Source organism: Curtobacterium sp. MCLR17_034, from assembly GCF_003234485.1.
Classification (GTDB): domain Bacteria; phylum Actinomycetota; class Actinomycetes; order Actinomycetales; family Microbacteriaceae; genus Curtobacterium; species Curtobacterium flaccumfaciens.
In genome coordinates this window covers 18,750-37,374 of the sequence record NZ_QKTH01000009.1, presented here as the reverse complement: position 1 = coordinate 37,374, position 18,625 = coordinate 18,750, and the positions used below count along the sequence as shown (strand labels likewise).

General features: G+C 72.1%; 18 protein-coding genes. 8 read left to right on the top strand and 10 right to left on the bottom strand.

Annotated features, from left to right (window positions below; translation table 11 throughout):
• Nucleotides 1–71: 71 nt before the first annotated feature.
• Nucleotides 72–1,007: a ketopantoate reductase family protein gene (locus tag DEI98_RS10720; RefSeq protein ID WP_111100729.1), complete on the bottom strand. Its 936-nt coding sequence runs from the start codon at nucleotides 1,005–1,007 to the stop codon at nucleotides 72–74.
• 78 nt (nucleotides 1,008–1,085) lie between these two features.
• On the opposite strand from DEI98_RS10720, the gene DEI98_RS10715 reads away from it, so the two are divergent.
• Nucleotides 1,086–1,652 carry a TetR/AcrR family transcriptional regulator gene (locus tag DEI98_RS10715; protein WP_111100728.1) on the top strand — a complete coding sequence of 189 codons (567 nt, stop codon included), beginning with the start codon at nucleotides 1,086–1,088 and terminating at the stop codon, nucleotides 1,650–1,652.
• A 4-nt stretch (nucleotides 1,653–1,656) separates the two neighbouring features.
• Here DEI98_RS10715 and DEI98_RS10710 read toward each other — a convergent pair whose 3' ends face one another.
• The 3 genes from DEI98_RS10710 to DEI98_RS10700 are packed head-to-tail and all read right to left on the bottom strand — an operon-like array spanning nucleotide 1,657 to nucleotide 4,219.
• On the bottom strand, nucleotides 1,657–2,616 hold the full coding sequence (locus DEI98_RS10710) for a hypothetical protein (protein WP_258370801.1): 960 nt from the start codon (nucleotides 2,614–2,616) through the stop codon (nucleotides 1,657–1,659).
• Nucleotides 2,613–3,575 carry an NAD-dependent epimerase/dehydratase family protein gene (locus tag DEI98_RS10705; protein WP_111100727.1) on the bottom strand — a complete coding sequence of 321 codons (963 nt, stop codon included), beginning with the start codon at nucleotides 3,573–3,575 and terminating at the stop codon, nucleotides 2,613–2,615. The genes DEI98_RS10710 and DEI98_RS10705 overlap by 4 nt, the downstream gene beginning before the upstream one ends.
• Nucleotides 3,572–4,219 carry a MerR family transcriptional regulator gene (locus DEI98_RS10700; RefSeq protein ID WP_111100726.1) on the bottom strand — a complete coding sequence of 216 codons (648 nt, stop codon included), beginning with the start codon at nucleotides 4,217–4,219 and terminating at the stop codon, nucleotides 3,572–3,574. The genes DEI98_RS10705 and DEI98_RS10700 overlap by 4 nt, the downstream gene beginning before the upstream one ends.
• A gap of 339 nt (nucleotides 4,220–4,558) precedes the next feature.
• Here DEI98_RS10700 and DEI98_RS10695 point away from each other — a divergent pair, with 339 nt between their 5' ends.
• The 4 genes from DEI98_RS10695 to DEI98_RS10680 are packed head-to-tail and all read left to right on the top strand — an operon-like array spanning nucleotide 4,559 to nucleotide 7,630.
• Nucleotides 4,559–5,128: an alternate-type signal peptide domain-containing protein gene (locus DEI98_RS10695; RefSeq protein ID WP_111033128.1), complete on the top strand. Its 570-nt coding sequence runs from the start codon at nucleotides 4,559–4,561 to the stop codon at nucleotides 5,126–5,128.
• 23 nt (nucleotides 5,129–5,151) lie between these two features.
• Nucleotides 5,152–5,703 (top strand): hypothetical protein, encoded by a 552-nt coding sequence (locus DEI98_RS10690; protein ID WP_111100725.1) that lies wholly within the window; start codon nucleotides 5,152–5,154, stop codon nucleotides 5,701–5,703.
• Nucleotides 5,700–6,968: an RICIN domain-containing protein gene (locus DEI98_RS10685; protein WP_111100724.1), complete on the top strand. Its 1,269-nt coding sequence runs from the start codon at nucleotides 5,700–5,702 to the stop codon at nucleotides 6,966–6,968. Before DEI98_RS10690 ends, DEI98_RS10685 begins: the two co-directional genes overlap by 4 nt.
• On the top strand, nucleotides 6,965–7,630 hold the full coding sequence (locus tag DEI98_RS10680) for a signal peptidase I (RefSeq protein ID WP_181438015.1): 666 nt from the start codon (nucleotides 6,965–6,967) through the stop codon (nucleotides 7,628–7,630). The genes DEI98_RS10685 and DEI98_RS10680 overlap by 4 nt, the downstream gene beginning before the upstream one ends.
• On the opposite strand, the gene DEI98_RS10675 is transcribed toward DEI98_RS10680, so the two are convergent.
• Entirely contained in the window at nucleotides 7,536–8,717 is a 1,182-nt protein-coding gene (locus tag DEI98_RS10675; RefSeq protein ID WP_111100722.1) for an epoxide hydrolase family protein, read from the bottom strand. The two genes, DEI98_RS10680 and DEI98_RS10675, sit on opposite strands and share 95 nt — an antisense overlap.
• Before the next feature lie 93 nt (nucleotides 8,718–8,810).
• Between DEI98_RS10675 and DEI98_RS10670 the strand changes: the two genes are divergently transcribed.
• Nucleotides 8,811–9,404: a MarR family winged helix-turn-helix transcriptional regulator gene (locus DEI98_RS10670; RefSeq protein WP_071404274.1), complete on the top strand. Its 594-nt coding sequence runs from the start codon at nucleotides 8,811–8,813 to the stop codon at nucleotides 9,402–9,404.
• Nucleotides 9,401–10,321, top strand: coding sequence for an NmrA family NAD(P)-binding protein (locus DEI98_RS10665; RefSeq protein WP_111100721.1), 921 nt, complete (start codon nucleotides 9,401–9,403; stop codon nucleotides 10,319–10,321). The genes DEI98_RS10670 and DEI98_RS10665 overlap by 4 nt, the downstream gene beginning before the upstream one ends.
• On the opposite strand, the gene DEI98_RS10660 is transcribed toward DEI98_RS10665, so the two are convergent.
• From DEI98_RS10660 to DEI98_RS10640, 5 genes are all read right to left on the bottom strand, one after another.
• A complete protein-coding gene (locus tag DEI98_RS10660; RefSeq protein WP_111100720.1) occupies nucleotides 10,290–10,598 on the bottom strand; it encodes a hypothetical protein in 309 nt (102 codons plus the stop codon). The genes DEI98_RS10665 and DEI98_RS10660 overlap by 32 nt on opposite strands.
• A 5-nt stretch (nucleotides 10,599–10,603) precedes the next feature.
• Complete coding sequence (locus DEI98_RS10655; RefSeq protein WP_111100719.1) at nucleotides 10,604–10,849, bottom strand: hypothetical protein; 246 nt, start codon at nucleotides 10,847–10,849, stop codon at nucleotides 10,604–10,606.
• A 74-nt stretch (nucleotides 10,850–10,923) separates the two neighbouring features.
• Complete coding sequence (locus tag DEI98_RS10650) at nucleotides 10,924–11,172, bottom strand: hypothetical protein (protein ID WP_146243495.1); 249 nt, start codon at nucleotides 11,170–11,172, stop codon at nucleotides 10,924–10,926.
• A 208-nt stretch (nucleotides 11,173–11,380) separates the two neighbouring features.
• The gene (locus DEI98_RS10645) at nucleotides 11,381–11,737 is read right to left on the bottom strand and encodes a nuclear transport factor 2 family protein (protein ID WP_258370799.1); all 357 of its coding nucleotides are present in this window, start codon (nucleotides 11,735–11,737) and stop codon (nucleotides 11,381–11,383) included.
• A gap of 59 nt (nucleotides 11,738–11,796) precedes the next feature.
• Nucleotides 11,797–17,268, bottom strand: a complete 5,472-nt coding sequence (locus DEI98_RS10640) for a discoidin domain-containing protein (protein WP_111100717.1) — start codon at nucleotides 17,266–17,268, stop codon at nucleotides 11,797–11,799.
• Between the two features lie 151 nt (nucleotides 17,269–17,419).
• Between DEI98_RS10640 and DEI98_RS10635 the strand changes: the two genes are divergently transcribed.
• Nucleotides 17,420–18,574 carry a low temperature requirement protein A gene (locus DEI98_RS10635; RefSeq protein ID WP_181438014.1) on the top strand — a complete coding sequence of 385 codons (1,155 nt, stop codon included), beginning with the start codon at nucleotides 17,420–17,422 and terminating at the stop codon, nucleotides 18,572–18,574.
• The last annotated feature ends 51 nt before the right edge of the window (nucleotides 18,575–18,625 follow it).

Genomic DNA, 18,625 nt, shown 5'->3' with positions numbered 1-18,625 from the left:
TGGAGGCACGGTGCCAGCTGGCACCGTGCCTCCAGTCCGTGCCCGGCCGCGTCCACGGCCCGCACCCGTCGTCAGACGCGTCGCGCCGTCCGGTCGAGGCGCGGGGTCGTGATGCCCAGGGTGGCGGCGGTGCGCCGGACGTCCGCGAGGACCGCCAGGGGTTCCGCGGCGGTCGGGTCGTCGTGCGCGGCGAGGCTCGCGCGCGCGATCGGGACGCGCGCCGTGGCCGCGGCGACGAGCGTTGCCGTCGTCCCCGGCAGTCGGACGGGCAGGGTCGTGGAGCGGTGTCGGGAGAGGTCGACGCCCCGTGCCTCCAGGACCGGCAGGAGTTCCCGACCGATCAGGAACGCCTCGCGGAGCGCCTGCCGATCCCCGACCATCGTCGCCAGGCCACCGCTCTGCAGGGCCTGTGCGAACATGCCGGCGTCGAGCACGAAGTGCAGCCACAGCCATCCGCGGATGTCGTCCTCGTCCTGCACGGTGAACCCCGCCCGCTGGAACACCGACCGCACCAGCTCCCGCCGGTCCGGAGCCGTGCCGGTCGTCCCGAGCCGGACCGAACGGAGGACGGCACCGTGCAGGACCCCGTCGGCGTCGAACCCGCCGCCTGCGCCCGGGAACCCGAACAGCACCCGGTCCGCGGCGAGCGGTGCGACCGCGGCGAGGGGTTCGTCCCACACGTTGCCGAGGACCAGCACCGTGGCGTGCCCGATGTGGGGCGCCAGGGTGGCCACGGCCTCCTGCAGCCGGTGGTGGCCGACGCTGAGGACGACGAGGTCGTACGCGTCCGCCGTGTCGACCGACTCGACCAGTCGCGTCGGCGACGTCGATCGGGTGCGCCGACCCAGGGGTCCGCGGCGACCGTCGATGACGTCGGTCTGCACGCTGTCGCCGTACTCGGCAGCACGCCCCGGCCGCACCAGGTGGTCGACCTGGTGCCCGGAGTGCTGGAAGGCCTGGCCGTAGATCGTGGCGATGACGCCCCGGCCGAGCATGAGGATCCGCATCAGGCACCTGTCCGCTAGTCTGGAGACGATCTCCACTTGGAAGATATGGAGATTGTTTCCACTTGTCAAGGAGGCTCCATGCCGGTCGAAGAGTCCCTGCCTGGCGAGAAGCCGATGCGCGCCGATGCCCGTCGGAACCGCGACGCGATCGTGGCCGCTGCCCGGACGGCGTTCGAGCGTGACGAGCAGCTGCGCTTCGACGACTTCGCCGGGCGCGCGGGAGTCGGCGTCGGCACCCTCTACCGACACTTCCCGACACGCGAAGCGCTAGCGGCTGCGGTCTACCGGGGTGAGGTCGACGTCCTCTGCCGGCGTGCTCGTGACTCGACGCGCCCCGCGGCTGAGAGCCTCGACGACTTCCTGCGCGGGTTCGTGGAGTACGTGGTCGACCACGCGGCGCTCGCCCGCACCCTCGCCGCCGTGGTCGACGCCACCACGCAGGCCGAGGGTGGGGGAGACCTGGAGCGGACGCTCGCCGAGCTGATGGCGCGCGCTGCCACCGACGGGACCATCCGGTCCGACGTCGCCCCCGGGACGGTGCTCATGCTGCTGCACGGCATCGGGGCCGGGATCGATCGCCCCGGGTGGGCGACGGAAGCCCGTGCTGCCGCCGACCTGATCTCCCGAGGGCTCCGCGCCGGCTGATCCGTCAGCGCAGTCGCGCCGCGGGAGCGGTGCGGGCACGGAGCAGGCGGGCACGGAGCAGCACGGCCGCGCTCGCAGTTGCGGCGAGCACGACGAGTGACCACGCCACCGCGCCCACCGCGCCGGCGGGGTGGACCACCGACTGTCCGACCGCGGCCTGCACGGTGAGGAGCACGGTGCCCGCCGCCCACGCGACCGCGACGACGACCACGATCCGCACCTGCGTGGTCGGGTCCGCCAGCCACGGCAGGCGCCGACCCGCGGCGGCGACCAGGAGCGCCACCAGCGGGAGCACCTGCAGGGCGTGCATGCCGACGAAGTGGGCGACCCGGTAGTCGCCGCCGACGGTGCTCCACCCGAGCAGCGGCACCCCGGGGCCGCCATCCGCGATCCCCACCGTGTGGGCGCCGACGATCCCGTCCGGGGCGGTGGGCTGGGTGGGGGTCGGGCCGGTCATCAGGAACGCGACCCCGATGCCGCCGAGCGCGATGACGGCACCGGCGCGGACGGCAACCGTCAGTGCCGGGGTGGGCAGGCGCAGGAAGAACAGCGCGATCGAGGTGACGAAGGTGCAGAGGTAGAGCGTCGTGATCGCCACCGCCATCACCGCCCACACCACCACGTGCACGCTGTTCGACACGTTGAAGTGACTCGTCGTGCCGGTGGCGGCGGCCCACACGATGAGCACCTGTTCCACCACCAGGGCCACGGCGACCACGGTGCCGAGTCGGCGAGCCAGCGTCTGCCACTTCGGCAGGTGGGCGATGAGCCACGCCCACGTGACGGCGTAGAGCAGGATCGACAGCGAGAACTTCAGGGGCTTCATCCACGCCGGTGCTCCGAGGATGGTCCGGGGATCCACGACGAGTCCGACGAGGCAGACCGCGGTGGACACGACCATCAGGCCGGCCACGGCCATGAGTGCCGGGTGCCACGCGACCGCTCGGCGGACGGCGGCGATCACCTGGTCACGCTCCGGGCGCGCAGCAGGGCGGCGGCCACGACGTCGGCGGTGGGGGTCGGGTGCACGCCGAAGGTCTGCTCGAACGCCGACGAGTCGAAGACGTAGGGGTCGGTGTACTGGTACCGCAGCTCGAGCGTCTCGCGGGCGGACGTGTTGAACAGCGCACCGAAGCGCAGCGTGGCCGACGACATCACGGCCGTGCGAGCGGCGGGTACCCCGGCGAGCTCGACGTACTGCCGCCCGGTCAGCGCCGGGGCGGTCGGCAGGTGCCAGGTCCGGCCCGTCGCGCGGTCGTCGGTGCCGAGGACCACGAGCGCGTCGCCGATGTCGGGCGTGGCGGTGAGGGAGTGCGGCTGGTCGGCGTCGAGCAGCCAGGTCGGGCGCTTGCCGGCGGCGATCCGATCGACGACGAACCCGTTGAACACGCTCGTCGTCGCCCCGGGGCCGGTGAAGTCGGCGCTCCGCCCGATGGTGACGGCCAGTCCGCGGTCGGCCGCGGTCCGCAGCTGCTCGAGGGCGGCCGCGCGCACCGCACCCTTCCGGCCGGAGGGGTTGATCGGGGTCGCCTCGGTCATCGGCCCGGACACGCGGCCGTAGGCGTAGACGTTGTCGAGGTACACCAGGTGGGTGCCCTCGGCCAGGGCTGCCTCGACGGTGTTGTCGACGATCCGCGGCCACTGGTCCGTCCAGACCCTCGACGAGTACGGCAAGCCGGCGACGAGGTACGCGACGTCGGCGCCGTGCAGTGCGCGGCGGACCGCGGTGGGGTCGAGCAGGTCGGCGATGACGTGGTCGGTGCGGGCGTCGGCGCTCTTGCTCTCGTCGTTGCCCGCCGTTGCTGGTGTCGACGGGCGCCGGCCGACGGACACGGCGGCGACGTCGTGCTCGCGGAGGGCTCGGAGCGTCTCGCGCCCGACGACACCGTTGCCGCCCAGGACGACGTGCAGCGGAGCGGTCATGCGCCGGCCTCGTCCGTCTCGGCGACGGGGAACAGGTCGTGGGTGGCGTCCTGCTGCGCCAGGCGCCGGAGTCCTGCGAAGAGCGGATCGCCGAGGACGGTCCCGATCACCATCAGCTCCGCCATCGCGGTCCGGCCGTCGCGGGCCTGCAGCGCGGCGACGTCGGCACGTGCCGCGCTCGCCGCTGCCGACACGTAGGCGTCGAGGTAGTCGTCCGGAGCGTCGAACCCGATCGTGCGCAGCCCGTCGAGCGCCCGGGCCGCGGTCTCGAGTCCCGGGTTGTCCGACGTCGCGCACCAGCCGGCGGCCGACACCCGTTCCTCGATCCGGCTACGGGCCTCCGGGGTCGCCTCGGACTCGGGGGAGCGCGGGGTGGTCATCGCGTACTGGGCGACGGCGAAGACCTCGGCCAGCGGTGCGGTCTCGGCGTCGAGCACGGCCAGGACCTGCTTCGTCACGGCGACCGAGAGCCCGCCGGTCTCCAGGAGGGCCCGCACGAGCCGGACCCGTCCGACGTGCCGGTCGTCGTAGGCGGTCTGGTTCGGCGCCGACTTCTCGCCGGGAGGTAGCAGGCCTTCGCGTTGGTAGTACTTGACGGCGGTGACCGGCGTGGACGCCGCTCGGGCAAGTTCAGATATTCGCACTATCGGAGAGTAGCGGTATCTACTTGTGTCCACAAGGCTCTCGCCTCCGAGTGGGCAGGTGAGGGTGTGTCAACCTGCCAGTCCGCCTGTGTCTGCGCGCAGATCGGCACGCGGGGAATTGTCATGTCATACTCAGCGAAGCAGCACGACCGGCCGTCGGCGGGTCCCTGCTCGCAGGGCTTCGTCTCCTGCACTTGCCGCTCCCAGCAGGTCGAGCACCACGTTCTCCGGTCGATGCGCCGCGCCCTTCCCCGGGGCCTGGCCGCCAGCAGTTCATCGAGCTGTCCGCCCGCACGTGGTCGACGCAGATCCGACGTTCGACGTCGCAGAGAGCACACCATGAAGAAGATCATCACCGCCTCGATCATCGGCGCAGCGGGCGTCGCCCTCCTGCTCGGAGGCGCCGGCACCTTCGCGCTCTGGAACTCCAGCGCCGAGACTGCCGGGGGCACCATCGTCGCCGGCGCGCTCTCGATCAAGCCGACCACGCAGGCGGCGAGCTGGACCGTCAACGGCGGGTCGCCGCTCTCGACGCTGGACGGCTACCCGATCGTGCCGGGCGACGTCGTCACCTACTCGCAGGACATGGTCGTCACCGCGAACGGCAAGGGCCTGAAGGCCACCCTTGCCGTGGACCCGGCCTCGGTCGAGGCCACCTCGACGTCGGCCCCGGCGGACGTCGCTCTGGCGAAGTACCTGTCGGCGAACGCGGTGCTCACCGCGTCCGGTGACGGGGTCTCCGGTGCCGCTGCGCCGTACACGGTGACCGGGCAGACCGGCTCGCAGCAGGACGTCCGCGTCGGCGTGACCATCGCCTTCCCGAAGAGCACCACCCCCGGTGTCGAGGACGGCACGCAGAACGGGTCGGTCGACCTCGACGCCATCGCCGTGACCCTGACCCAGGCATGAGCCGCCGGCGCCGAGGGGGCGCGATGACCGGCTGGCCGACGGCGACGTTGCTCGCCGTCGCCGCGGTGGGGATCGTGGCGGTCGTCGCCATCTCCACCGACGGTGGCACGTTCGCCCTCCTCAGCGCCCGGTCCTCGACCGAGCCCGCGACGATCACCGCCGGGTCCGCGGACCTGTCGCTGAGCAGTCTCGCGCTGCCGTCCGCACCCCTCTACCCCGGTGCCACCGAGTTCGGCGTGGTCACCGCGACGAACACCGGCGACGTCCCCCTCGACCTCGGCGTCGCGATGGCGCGAGCCGGCACGACGACGTCGGCCTCCGGTGTCCGCAGTGACCTGCGGGTGACCGTCGGTGCTGCGACGTCGGCGGCCGTGTGCCGGGCCGGCGGCGTGCGCCCCACGTGGTCCGGCACGCTCGACTCGACCTCGCCACGGTCCGCGGGTATCGCACTGCCCCCGGGTGCCGCCGTCGTCCTCTGCCTCGCTGTCGCGATGCCGGCCGATGCAGCCGCCTCGCAGCAGGGCCTCGCCACCGACTTCACCACGACCATCAGCGGGACGCAGGCAGGATCATGACCGACCGCACTCCACGTCGACGCGTGCTCCTGCTCGGAGCGACGGCCGCCGCGGTCGTCGCGCTCGAACTCGTGAGCGGCGGGACGGCGTGGGCGACGTGGACCGCCCCCGCGCAGTCCGTCCGGGCCGCCGCGACGACCGGCTCCGTCTCGGTCGGCATCCGCGGTGTCGAGGACCTCGCCACCACGTACTCATCGGCCGCGCTGTCCCACACGGCGCTCGTCACGGTGTCGAACTCGGGGTCCGTCCCCGCCACCACCTCGCTCTCGCTCGCAGCGACCGCCGGGTCAGCGGTGTCGAGCGCCGTCCGGGTCGACGTCTGGCAGTCCACGAACGCCAACCCCTGCTCCGGTGCTCCGTCGAGTGCGGCGATCACCGGTTCGGGCACGACGATCGCCCCCGTGGTCGCCACCCTCGCCGCCGGCGCGAGCCGTTCGACCTGTGTGCGGACGTCGGTCAGCCAGGGCCAACGCTTCGACCTCTCCGGAGGCTCGACCACCCTCGACGCGACCGTCACCGCCCGTCAGGGGGCCTGGGTCGGCACCGCGCACGCCCGCGCCGCCCAGAGCGTCGCCGACACCGTCACCCCGTCGGTGCCGTCGAAGACCGCCGAGACCGACAGCAGCATCACCGTCACCTGGGCAGCGCCCGCGGACACCAGCGGCATCGGGTCCTACGCCGTGTACCGCGACGGCGTCCTGGTCAGCGTGACGTCGGCGTCCGTCCGGTCCTTCACCGACATCGGTCTGCAGGTCTCGAAGTACTACGCGTACACGGTGCGAGCGGTCGCCAGCGGGGCGGGCGGCCACGCGTCGCCGTCGTCTCCCGGCATCCAGCACGCCACCGGCTGGTACACATCGACGAGCCGGTACGTCCTGCGGAACGACGCCACCGGCACGTGCGTCGCGAGTGGTGGGTCGGCGTCCGGCTCGCCGATCACCACGACGTCCTGCACGACCAGCGCGACGCAGACCTGGCGCTTCACGCCCGAGGATGACTGGCTCCGGATCACGTCGCCCTCGAATCCGTCGCTGTACTGGGACGCCCCGAGCGACCGGTCCGCCCTGCTCCGTCCCGACAACGACATCAGTGCCCAGAAGTGGACGGCCGAAGCGGTCGGCGCGGGCAGTGGGCTCTTCCGGTTCCGCAACCGGAACGACCTCTGCCTGACGGCGTCGAACGGGTCCGCCACCACCAACCCGATGACGGTCGCCGACTGCAGCACGTCCGGGCTCCAGCTGTTCTCCCTCCGGGCCACGTCGTGACGACCGCAGTGCCGCAGTCGCAGTCGCAGCCGGAGCCGGAGCCGCAGCCGCAGGGTGCCCGCTGGTCGAGCGCCCTCCGGCTGCTGGGGCAGACGGCCGCGGTCCTGCTCCTGATCGTCGTGGTCGGGCTCGCGGCGCTGGCGATCCTCGTGCCGCGGATCACCGGTTCGGTGCCGCTCACCGTGCTGACGAGCTCGATGGAACCGGGGATGCCACCGGGCACCCTGGCGGTCGTCCGCCCGGTGGACCCCTCGGACATCGGTGTCGGCGACATCGTCACCTACCAGATCCGGGTCGATCGGCCCGGCGTGATCTCGCACCGGGTGGTCGCCGTCGCGATCGGGGCCGACGGTCGCCGCCTGTTCACGTTCAAGGGCGACAACAACTCCGCCGTCGATCCCGAACGGGTGGTCGCCGCGCAGGTCATGGGCCGGGTCTGGTACTCGATCCCCGGCCTGGGGTTCGTGAACACCGCCGTCGCGGGCGACGCGCGCGCCTGGCTCGTGCCGACGCTGGGCGGCGTGATGATCGGCTACGCCCTGCTGCTGGTGATCCGCTCGGTCGCCGTCACCGGAGCCCGCGGAACGTCGCACGGACGTCGTCGACGAGCAGCTCCGGCTGTTCGAGCATCGCGAAGTGCCCGCCGCGCGCGACCTCGTTGAAGAACACCAGGTCGGTGTACCGGCGTGCTGCCCAGCGGCGCGACCGGCGGACGTACTCGCCCGGCATGATGCTCAGGCCGACGGGCAGGGTCAGCGGCTCCTCGACGGTGCCCGGGGTGGCCCAGCCGGTCCGCGTCGCCTCCCAGTAGATGCGCGCCGAGGACGCGGCGGTGTTCGGCAGCCAGTACAGCATGACGTCGTCGAGGATCTCGTCGAGCGGGAAGAGCCGCTCGGCATCGCCGTGTTCGTCGTGCGAGCCGCCGACGTCCTGGAACATCGCGTAGATCCACGACGCCAGCCCGACGGGTGAGTCCGCCAACGAGTACCCGATGGTCTGTGGGCGGGTCGACATCTGCTGCGAGTAGGCCGACAGCTCGCGCCAGTAGTGGCCGCTCTCCTGCAGCATGACCTGCTCGTCGGGGGAGGCGTTCCGCGCCTCGTCGTCCGTCGGCATGAACAGCGCCATGTTGAGGTGGATCCCGGCGAGCCCGATGTCCCCGGCGGCCTGCAGGGCTGCGAGCTCCGCGGTGACGGTGGCGCCGAGGTCACCGCCCTGGGCGAACCAGTCCGTGTACCCGAGCCGGGACATCAGCACCGACCAGGCCTTCGCGGTCCGGGCGGTGTTCCACCCGGTCGTCGTCGGCTTCCCGGAGAAGCCGAACCCGGGCAGGCTCGGGATCACGACGTGGAAGGCGTCCGCCGCGTCGCCGCCGTGCGCCACCGGGTCGGTGAGCGGACCGATCGCGTGGCGGAACTCCAGGACGGAACCGGGCCAGCCGTGGGTGAGCAGGAGCGGGCGGGCACCGGGGATGGCGGACCGGACGTGCAGGAAGTGGACCTCGAGCCCGTCGATGTGGGTCGTGTGCTGGCCCCAGCCGTTCAGCAGTGCCTCGGTCCGGCGCCAGTCGTACTCCGTCGTCCAGTGTTCGACGAGGGCGCGGACCTTCTCGAGTCGGGGCCCCTGCGAGGTGTCCTCGACGGTCTCGGCATCGGGCCAGCGGGTGGTCAGGAGACGGCGGCGCAGGTCGTCGAGTTCCGCCTGGGGGACGTCGAGGGTGAACGGGGTGATGGCTGCGGTGTCCGACATGGGGTCCTCGGCTGCTCGGCGTCAGGGCGGTTGTCCGTCTTGATCGCAGATGATCTTTGCACAAGACGATCTTGTTCCGGTACGGTCTCCGGTATGGACAGTCCGACGCCGACCGACGCGCTCCCCGAGATCGACTGGGGTGCCGAGGGCATCGAATCCGAACTCGGGTGGGCGCTGCCGCTGGCGCTCCAGGGCTTCACGCGGCTGGGCAGCGAGGCGGTCGCCGACGTGCCGGGTGGTCCCCGTGGCTACCAGGTGCTCGTCGCGACCACGACCGAGGAGCCGTCGTCGCAACTCGGGCTCGCGCAGCGCCTCGGGATCGACAAGACCCAGATGACCTACATCGTCGACGCGCTCGAGGCGGGCGGGTTCGTCGAGCGCCGCCCCGCCCCGACCGACCGGCGGGTGCGGCAGGTCCACCCCACCGACGCCGGCCGTGCCCTGCTCGCCCGGACGCGGTCCGCCCTGCGCGGCGCCGAGGGCGTGCTCATGCGGCACCTCGACGACGACGAACAGACGACACTGCGCCGGCTGCTGGCCCGCGTCGCGCTCACCGCCGGGCTCGGCACCGCCGGACCGGACCAGGCGGACCCCACGTTCCAACACCCCCTCGCCGTCCCGGAGCGATCCCGACGGCGCACCGCGACGACCACGTCGACCACCACTGCAGTGAGGCCCCGCCCATGACCACCACCATCCTCGTCGCCGGCGCCACCGGCGACCTCGGGCACCGCATCGTCCGCGAGCTCACCCAGCACGACGTGCGGGTCCGGGTCCTCACCCGGCCCGGCAGCAGGACCGCCGGAGAGCGCTTCGGCGACGACGCCCGTGTCGACGTCGTCGCCGCCGAGTACGGCGACCACGACGCCCTGACCCGGGCCGTGAGCGGCGCCGACGTCGTGGTCTCCGCCGTGAGCGGGACCCGCCCGGTGATCGTCGACGCCCAGCGCGCGCTGCTCGCGGCGACCGTGGCGGCGGGCGTCCGGCGGTTCATCCCGTCCGACTACTCGGCTGACTACCGGCGGATCACACCCGGCACCAACCGCAACTTCGAGCTGCGGCGCGAGTTCGCCGCCGACCTCGATGCGGCCCCGGTGCAGGCGACCTCGATCCTGACCGGCATGTTCACCGACCTGCTGACCGGCGAGGCCCCGATGATCCTGTCCGGCCGTCGGCTCGTGCTGTTCTGGTCGTCGGCGGACCAGGTGCTCGACTTCACCACGAAGGACGACGTCGCGAGGGTCACGGCCCTCGCTGCCCTGGACGACGATGCTCCGCGGGTGATCGAGATGGCGGGTGACCAGGTCACCGCACGCGACGTCGCACGCACCATGAGCGAGCTGACGGGGGAGCGCTTCCGGCTGCAGTGGGCCGGCACGACCGGGACCCTGTCCGCGATGAGCGCCGTCGGCCGGCGCCTGTCGAAGAACCCTGACGAGACGTTCCCGGCATGGCAGGGGATGCAGTACTTCGTGAGCATGTTCAGCGGGCAGGCGCAGCTGCACCACGTCGACAACGACCGCTACGGCGTGCAGTCGTGGACGAATGTCCGTGACGTGCTCCGCGCGCACCTCAGTGGGCAGGGCCACCCGGCGACGGACTGACGGGCGCGGTGTGCGGTCGTCGGCGGCGGAACAGGAACGCGAGCCCGACGACGACGACCGGCACCAGCGCGAGTGCGGCGAGCCAGACGAGGACGTCCCACTCCGGTGAGAGCGGCACGCCGAGCGCACTCGACGAGGTCCGCCAGACCTGGTCGCCGGGCCCCTCGTGCTCGTCGGCCCCGGTGACCGGGAACAGCAGCGCCGTCACCAGCGCCCAGCCCGCCAGCACCACGACGGCGATCAGCGTCCAGGGACGCGCAGCGGACGGGGCGGACATCTGTGTCACCGGACCGCAGTCCGCGGGCGCTCGGCCCGGGTGCTCCACCACCTGGCGACCAAGGCTGCGGCACCCAGTGCGAGCCCGACCACGCCTGACCCGAGACACGGGACGAGGACGAGGCCGAGGCTGATGTTCGCGCCGCCGCCCTCCGGGCCGTAGGACGCGTCGTACATCAGCGCCCCGACGCCGAGGAACCCCACGGCGAGGAGCACGGTGCTGACCCAGTGGAGTGTGCGGGCTGTGGTCATGGTGGTCGTTCCCCTCGGAAGTGTGGTTGACGAATCCTCGCACGGCCGTTCCGGCGCACATTCCCGGAGCGAAATCAGTCGCTCGGCACGCGGCCGGCTCGGGCCGCCCGGACGATCTGCCAGCCGCAGACCGCGAGCACGACCGCGCCGGTGACAGCCGCGACCCACGTGCCGGCGACTCCGATCATCGGCGTGGTCGTGCAGGAGGTCGCGCCCGCTCCGGGGACGGCGTCGAGACAGGTGGTCGTCTGGACCAGCAGCAACATCGACACCGTCACGGTGACGACCACCGCGACCGTGGCCCACCCCACCACTCGTTCCACCGTGCGCTCCGTCCTGCCTGCCATCGGTGGCTCAACCATGCCGCACGCCGGGCCGGACCGGTGTCTCGATCCGGCAACGACTCGACCGTACCGACAGGCGGACGGGAGGACCGGTGTCAGCTGGCACCGGGCCTCCCGTCCGTCAGCCGCTCACGGTGACCGCATCGCTCGCGCCCGACTGATCGCCACCACCTGCGGGTGGTGGCGGTCAGTCGGTCAGCAGCGTGTAGACCTTCGCGATGACATCGCCCTCGATGAAGCAGATGTCCATGCCGGACACGACGGGCGGTGCTCCCTCGGGGCCGAAGTGCCAGGCGAGGTACCCCATCCCGTGGTTCTCGTAGACCGGGCCGGCGGGCGAGAACACGAACCCGGGGGCCTGGTCGAGCAGGCGCTGCGCCTTGGCGTGCAGGGCCTCGTGGCCGGTGACGACCTCGTCAGGGTCCAGGAACACGACGTCCGGGGCGTACGTCCGCTCGATCGCGGCGCGGCGACGCTCGGGGTCCCGCTCCCCGAACACCTCGAACAGGTTGGCGTGCATGAGCGATTCGAGCGGTTGCGACATCGTGTCTCCGTCGGTTGTCGGCTGTTCGGTCGAGTGTGCGTGAAGCGGGGGCGTCAGCGCTACCGGATCTCGAGGTCGTACAGCGAGTAGCCGTACGGGGTCGCCCGTTCGACACCGTGCACGCGGACGTACCGCCACGAGCCGTCCAGGGCGTGCCGGTCGGTCCTGCCGTCACCGTCGGTCTCGGTGGCGAGGGTCGTCCACCCGTCGTCGCCCGCGTTCCGCGCCTCGATCCGGTAGGAGCGTCCGAAGGCGTCCTCCCACCGGAGCACCGCGCCGTGCAGGCGGTGCGGTGCGCCGAGGTCGACGGCGAGCCACTGGTCGTCGGTGTGCCCGCTCGCCCAGCGCGATCCCGGGTCGCCGTCCACGGCGTTCCGTGCGGGGACGCCGTCGCCCTCGTCGGCCGATGACGACACGGTCGCCCGTCGTGCCAGGTCCGGCGTCGGTTCGCCCTGCGTCGAGGTGACGCGGAGGTCCCAGAGGGAGACACCGAACGCAGTGTGCCGGCGGTCTGCGACGACCCGGACCCAGCGGCCGGTGACGTCGTCGCCCTCCAACCGGTGGATCACCTCGCCGCCGGTCCCGTGGGCTTCTTCCGCGACGGTCCGCCAGGGGGCGTCTTCGTCGTCGCGGACCTGGACGCGGTAGGCCTCGGCCCACGCGGCCTCCCAGTCGAGCTGCACCTGGTCGATCGGCACGACCTGCCCGAGGTCGACCGCCAACCACTCACCGTCGCGTGCTGCGCTGGCCCACCGGGTCCGGTCGTCGCCGTCCACCGCGTTGCCGCCGGACAGGTCGCCGCGCTCGTCCGACGAGGTGGTGACGGGCTTGCCGGCGGCCACGTCACGAGAGCGGGCGGGTGCCGTTCCGCCGTCGTCGTCACCGTCGGTCGCCTCGTCGAGGGTCGTGACGGTGGCCGTCCCGGATGCTCCTGGCACGGTGGCCGTAACCGTCGCGGTCACGCCGCCCTCGGTCGCTGCGGTGACGACGCCGTCCGGTTCGACACTTCCGCCGCCGTCGACGGCCCACTCCGGGCGGTCCGCGGCGAGCCGCCCGCCGAACCCGTGGCGGTCGAACCCGTAGGCCGCCATCCGGACCGTGTCACCGGTGCGGACGGTCGCGGTGCGCGGCGCGACGAGGACGTCCTCGACGTCGACGGTTGAGGCCGCCGGGGTGCCGGACACGTGCACCTCCCAGATGGAGTACCCGTACCCGGTGAGGCGGTCGGTCAGGTGCAGGCGCACGAACCGGGCGGTCTCGCCCACGGGCACCGTGTCCATGTCGGCCGTTGTCTTGTCGACGGTCCGCACGTCGCGCCAGGGGCCGTCGGCGGTGTCCCGGACCTGCAGCACGTACCGTGCGGCGGCGGCGTTCTCCCAGTCCACCCGCACGGTGTCGACGTCGGTCAGCCGCCCGAGGTCGATCGTGTAGTCGACCTCGTCCACACCGTGCGCGCTCTCCCACCGGGTGCTGCGGTCCCCGTCGACGGCCTTCCCGGCGACGTTCCCGCCGTCCGAGGAGCTCGCGTCGACGTCGGCACCCGCTGCGGCGTCGGGGATCGACGTCACCGAGGCGACGACCGCCGAGCCCTCGACACCGCCACCGGTCGCGACGACGTACCCGGAGCCCGCGGCGGTGGTCGTCACGGTGCCGTCGGTCCCGGCGCTTCCGGCACCGGTGTACGACCAGGTGACGTCGGCGGGCAGGGCCGCCGGGTCGCCGTACTGGTCGTGGCCGGCGGCACGGAACCGCTGTGGCGTCCCGACGACGAGCCGGTCGAAGCCGGGCGTGACGTCGAACCCGGTGAGGACCGGTGCCGGTGCGACCCGGAAGGCGTACGACCCGTGCACGCCGCCGATCGTGGCGGTTACGGTCGCCCGCTCCGCGCGCTCCGGTGCACGGTGGACGCCGTCGGCGCTGATCGTGCCGGTGTCGGTCGACCAGGTGACGTCGTCCAGCGCGACGGTGGCGCCGTACTGGTCGTAGCCGGTGGCGGTGAAGGTCGTGGTCGCACCGGGGACGATCGTCTTCGGGGCGCCCTCGGTGCTGACGACCACCTCGGTGAGCCGCGCGTCCAGGTGCGACGTGATCTGCGTCTGCGCCGGGACCGCGATCTGGCCGATCACCTCGGTGCCCTCGTAGACGTCGTACGTGTGCTGCACGGTGTCGGGGTTGTCGAGCACGTAGCTGATCGTGCCGTCCGGTGCGCGGAACACCTGGCTGAGCGGGTCCGAGGTGTGGCGGTCGGTGACCTCGGTGCCGACGGTCCGGTTCGACATCGCCTGGTGGTAGACGAGGCCGGCCATCGACTGTCCGGTCACGGCCGGGTCGTCGGCGGCCCACAGTGCGGCGTGCACGTCGGCGTAGGTGTCGGGGTCGTACTGCCCGAGGAACCCGAGGACGACGTTGCCGAGGGCGTCACCCATGCCGCTGAACACCCGCGCGGCGTGCTCGGTGTCCTCGCCCGGGGTGTGGTCGGTGAGGTCGACGCCGTACAGCTGGTCAATGGTCGCGGTGTCGGCGCGGAAGTCGTCCACCAGGAACGGCATCAGCGGGGACGGCGTCGGCCAGTCCTGGGGCTTCCGGTCGGCGGTGGGACCGTCGAGCTCGGTGGGCACCAGCGAGTCGGGCAGGTTCTCCGGGGTCCAGTACCGGTCCGGGAACACCACCCGTCCGTCGTCGTCCACACTCACCAGCGGGGTGTCGGTGGCCGGGTCGTACAGGGGGTTCGCCGCGGTTCGCCGGGTGACGTACCCGGGGTGGTTCGTCTCGACCGCGCGGATCGCGTCCTGCAGCTCACCGATCGCGGCCGGGCGGTCGCGGGTGATCTTCACGTCGCCGTAGCTGCCGACGCCCCACCACTTCTTCGTGAGCATCTGGATGCGTGCCGCGTTGCCGTCGGTGACGCCGGCCTGCCCGATGGACTCCGGGCGGGCGGCCATCATCTCGCGCATCAGTGCCTTCGAGAAGCCCGGGTCCCAGCCGAAGTAGTCGAACCACGGGGCGATCGGCATCCACTGGATGCCGGAGATCCAGGCGGGGTCGCCCGAGAAGTACGTGGCGTGGGCCTGCCCGGAGTCGAACAGGATCCCCGCCTGCCCGTGCTCGTACTCGTCCGGGAACGCGCCGTTGCCGTCGTACGACGCCGAGGCGGGGTTGCCGCGGACGTTCTGCCAGTAGTCGCGGACGGCCGCGCGTTCGGTGACGTACTGCACCGCACCGGCGGCCTGCATCTCGTCGTCGCCCAGGACCGAGCCGAGCAGGAAGAGCCCCGCCTCGGACTGGATCGCCTCGGACGACGACTCCTGGTTGTTGCCGCCGGGTGACGACACACCGCCGGCGTTCGACCGGCCCTCCCAGATGCCGAACGTGCGCATGTGCGGGAACCGGGCGTCGTCGCGGTCCCAGTTCGCGTACTGCTTCGCGACGAGTGTCGCCATGCCCTGGTACTTCGCGGCCCACTCGTGGTCGACCCGGCCGAGCATGGCGGTCGCGACGGCGAAGTACCCGTAGTGGAAGTGGTTGTCGTTGAACTGGGCCGACCCGTACGAGTCGGCGAACCCGATCAGGGCCTTCCACGTCGGGTACATCGCGAAGAAGTGCTCCGCTTCGCCGTCCGTGTACGTGTACCAGTCGGTCAGGGCGCGCTCGAGGGTGTCCTGCAGCGTCCGGGCGTCCTCGGTGGCACCGATCTGCCGCGCGATCGTCATGTACTCGGCGAGCTGCAGGACGTCCTTGCCTCCCCAGTAGGTGTCCCCGCCGTACGTCGTCTTCGCGGCGTAGTCGTGCAGGTACTCGCGCATGACCTGCTCGGAGTACGGGTCGTCCGCGACCGCCTCGGGTGTGGCACCGATCGGCGTGATGCCCGTGAACGCGTAGTCCAGGGTCCAGCCGTCGTGGCCGACGGTGGTCCGCATGGTGCCGCGCGGGGTCTCGTACGTGGCGCCGGTGAAGCGCAGGTTCGTGGTGGCGTCGGCGTACTGGTGCTGCAGCCAGCCCTGCACGGTGTCGTGGTTGTCGCCCTGCAGCGGGTCGGTGCGGATCGCCCACTGCTGGCGGACGTTCGCCGCCGCCGGGTCGTACGAGTACGTCATCGTCGTGTCACGGGGGACCGCGAAGGCGGTGCGGTGCAGGTCGTCGAGGGACAGCCCCTGCTCGGGCACCGCGCTGAGCACCAGGTAGGGCGTGCCGGATGAGGCCTCCAGCGCGTTCCCGACACGGGTGAAGGTCGTCCCGTCGGGGGCGTGCACGCCGAAGACGTGGCCGTCCTGGCGGATCTCGAACCGGTCCGTCGTCACCGGCAGGTCGAGCGGTTCGCCGTCCCCGTCGGTGATCTCGGCACCGTCCTGCAGGGTGAGGCGCGGGGTCATGCCGTGGAACTCGAACCACTCGTACGGCGAACCCTGCACGCTCGTGACGTCCATGTACTGCCCGCCCGGGCCGTCCTGCGGCATCCGCCAGCTGACGTTCCAGTCGCCCCAGCGGAGCGCATCGGCCTGCTTCGCCCGGAACGTGGTCGCGAAGCGGTCATCGAGGCCGTCCGGGGCGTCGGTGAGCAGGACCTGGTCGACCAGCACGTGTGCCCACCCGGCACGCAGGTCATCGACGATCCGCAGCTGCGCGGACTGCCCTCGGTGGGCGGAGACGTCCCAGCTGTCCCAGCGCAGCTGTTCGCTGTCCGTCCCGGTGCTGCTCGCCACGACGTCGCCGTCGACCAGGAGCTGCACGGCTTCGTGGTCGGGGTGTCGGCCACCGCCGACCAGGAACGCCAGGGTCGAACGGTCGATCGTGAACGCCGGCGAGGTGAGCGTGCCGGTCGCGCCGTCGCCGTCCTCGTCGCTGAACGAGTTCAGGAAGCGTCCGCCGAGCCACCCGGAGACCGTGCTCTGCCCGGCGGCCGTCCCCGTGGCCGTGCCGGTGAACGCGTCACCGGTCGCGGTCCAGCCGTCGGGCAGGCCGTCCTCGAAGTCGGCGAGGGCGCGGTCACTCGCGTCGGGGGTCGGCTCCACCGTCCCGCCCACCGTCACCGGGGACTCCAAGCGCATCGCTGTGCCGTCGCTGTTCCACCGCGTCGGGATCGTGAGCTTCGTGCCCGCGGCACTGTTCGACGAGACGAACGGGTACGCCCACATGTCGCCGGAGTACTTGCTGACCAGCAGGTCCGTCCACCACTGGTTCGTCGGCACCGGCTCGCCGTCCTTCGACGGGTCGATGTACAGCTCCTGGTCGAGCGTCTTCCGCACGTCCGCGATGTCGGTGATCTCGTCGGGCGGGGTCGGCGCGTAGGAGCCGGAACCCACCTGCACGCCGTCCGCGGCGGGACCGACGCGGGACGAGCCTCCAGGCTGTTCCTGTGGTGCGGCCACCGCAGCGGTCGGATCGGCCGGTGAGCGCGGGGTGTCCGAGGTCGCGGCGTGCGCCGGGGTGACGGCGAACGCGAGCAGCGTGGCGGCGGTCAGTGCGCCGGCGGTGGCGCTGACGGCCGCTCGGCGGAACGACCTGGGACGGACGGCGGGACGCGGTGAGGTCACCGGGACTCCTGTCGGAGGGGTTCAGCCGGACACGACGTCCACGGCCGAGACGGGCTGGGTCTGGTGGTGCGGGGCCTGCACACGGACAGATCGGCAGGGCCGGTCCCGCCGTCAGCAGTCCGCGTTCTGGGGATGCCCTACCGTTGGCCCCATGCCGACCATCGGACTGCGCCGGATGGTGCCGCGCGACCCCGACCAGCGACACCGCGCCGCGAGCCCCCTGGAGCTCCTGTTCGACCTGGTGTTCGTCGTCGCGGTGGGCTTCGCCGCGACGAACCTGCACGAGATCGAGCTCGAGGGACACGTCGCCTCCGCCGTCCTGGCCTACGGGCTGGTGTTCTTCTCGATCTGGTGGGCGTGGATGAACTTCACCTGGTTCGCCACGTCGTTCGACACCGACGACTGGCTCTACCGGGTGATGACCTTCGTGCAGATGGCGGGGGTGCTCGTCCTCGCCGCCGGGGTGCATGCGGCCATGGTCGAGAACGACTTCACGATCGGCGTCATCGGCTACGTCGTCATGCGGCTGGCCCTGGTCGGGCAGTGGATCCGCGCCGCCGCGTCCTCCACCCGCTACCGGCGGACCGCCACCCTGCACGCCGTTGGCATCACGGTCGTGCAGGTGCTCTGGGTGGTCTCCCTGGCCCTGCCCGACGACGTCTGGTCCTATGCGGCACCGTTCCTCGTGCTCGCCGAGCTGTCCGTGCCGATCTGGGCGCAGACCTCGACGGGGACGGCCCCGTGGCACACCCGGCACCTGGCCGAGCGGTTCTCCCTGTTCACCCTCATCGTCCTGGGCGAGGGGCTGGTGGCCTCGGCCGGCGCGGTGATCGACGCCCTCTCGCACACCGAGCACCTCGGGGCCCTGCTGGCGCTCGCCGGGTGCGGGCTGGTGATCACCGTGGGCATGTGGTGGATCTACTTCTCCCGTGAGCAGCACGCACACATCCGCTCGCTGCCCACCGCGCTCGTGTTCGGCTACGGCCACTACTTCGTCTTCGCCGCCGCCGGTGCCCTGCCCGCCGGCATCGAGGTCGCCGTCAGCGCCGACGCCGGACACGTCGCGCTGTCGTCCGCCTCGGTCGCCGCGACCGTCGCGGTGCCGGTCGCGGTGTTCGTGCTGTCGATCTGGGCGCTCGCGATCCGGCCGTCGCTGTCGGCGCGGGCCAACGCCGTCGTGGTGGTCCTGGTGCTCGTGGTCCTCGCGGCGATCGCGGTGCCAACGGTGTCGCTGCCAGTCACGGCGCTCGCCGTGGTGGCGGTCGTCGTGACACTCGAGGTCGCGTCCGCACGGACCGACACCTGACGCACTGACGGACGGGAGGCACGGTGCCAGCTGGCACCGTGCCTCCCGTCC

What these genes read in the sequence shown, in the direction of transcription:
- DEI98_RS10720 (WP_111100729.1), bottom strand. Translation starts at nt 1,007, where the DNA reads ATGCGGATCCTCATGCTCGGCCGGGGCGTCATCGCCACGATCTACGGC.
- DEI98_RS10715 (WP_111100728.1), top strand. Translation starts at nt 1,086, where the DNA reads ATGCCGGTCGAAGAGTCCCTGCCTGGCGAGAAGCCGATGCGCGCCGAT.
- DEI98_RS10705 (WP_111100727.1), bottom strand. Translation starts at nt 3,575, where the DNA reads ATGACCGCTCCGCTGCACGTCGTCCTGGGCGGCAACGGTGTCGTCGGG.
- DEI98_RS10695 (WP_111033128.1), top strand. Translation starts at nt 4,559, where the DNA reads ATGAAGAAGATCATCACCGCCTCGATCATCGGCGCAGCGGGCGTCGCC.
- DEI98_RS10690 (WP_111100725.1), top strand. Translation starts at nt 5,152, where the DNA reads ATGACCGGCTGGCCGACGGCGACGTTGCTCGCCGTCGCCGCGGTGGGG.
- DEI98_RS10685 (WP_111100724.1), top strand. Translation starts at nt 5,700, where the DNA reads ATGACCGACCGCACTCCACGTCGACGCGTGCTCCTGCTCGGAGCGACG.
- DEI98_RS10675 (WP_111100722.1), bottom strand. Translation starts at nt 8,717, where the DNA reads ATGTCGGACACCGCAGCCATCACCCCGTTCACCCTCGACGTCCCCCAG.
- DEI98_RS10670 (WP_071404274.1), top strand. Translation starts at nt 8,811, where the DNA reads ATGGACAGTCCGACGCCGACCGACGCGCTCCCCGAGATCGACTGGGGT.
- DEI98_RS10665 (WP_111100721.1), top strand. Translation starts at nt 9,401, where the DNA reads ATGACCACCACCATCCTCGTCGCCGGCGCCACCGGCGACCTCGGGCAC.
- DEI98_RS10660 (WP_111100720.1), bottom strand. Translation starts at nt 10,598, where the DNA reads ATGTCCGCCCCGTCCGCTGCGCGTCCCTGGACGCTGATCGCCGTCGTG.
- DEI98_RS10655 (WP_111100719.1), bottom strand. Translation starts at nt 10,849, where the DNA reads ATGACCACAGCCCGCACACTCCACTGGGTCAGCACCGTGCTCCTCGCC.
- DEI98_RS10645 (WP_258370799.1), bottom strand. Translation starts at nt 11,737, where the DNA reads ATGTCGCAACCGCTCGAATCGCTCATGCACGCCAACCTGTTCGAGGTG.
- DEI98_RS10635 (WP_181438014.1), top strand. Translation starts at nt 17,420, where the DNA reads ATGCCGACCATCGGACTGCGCCGGATGGTGCCGCGCGACCCCGACCAG.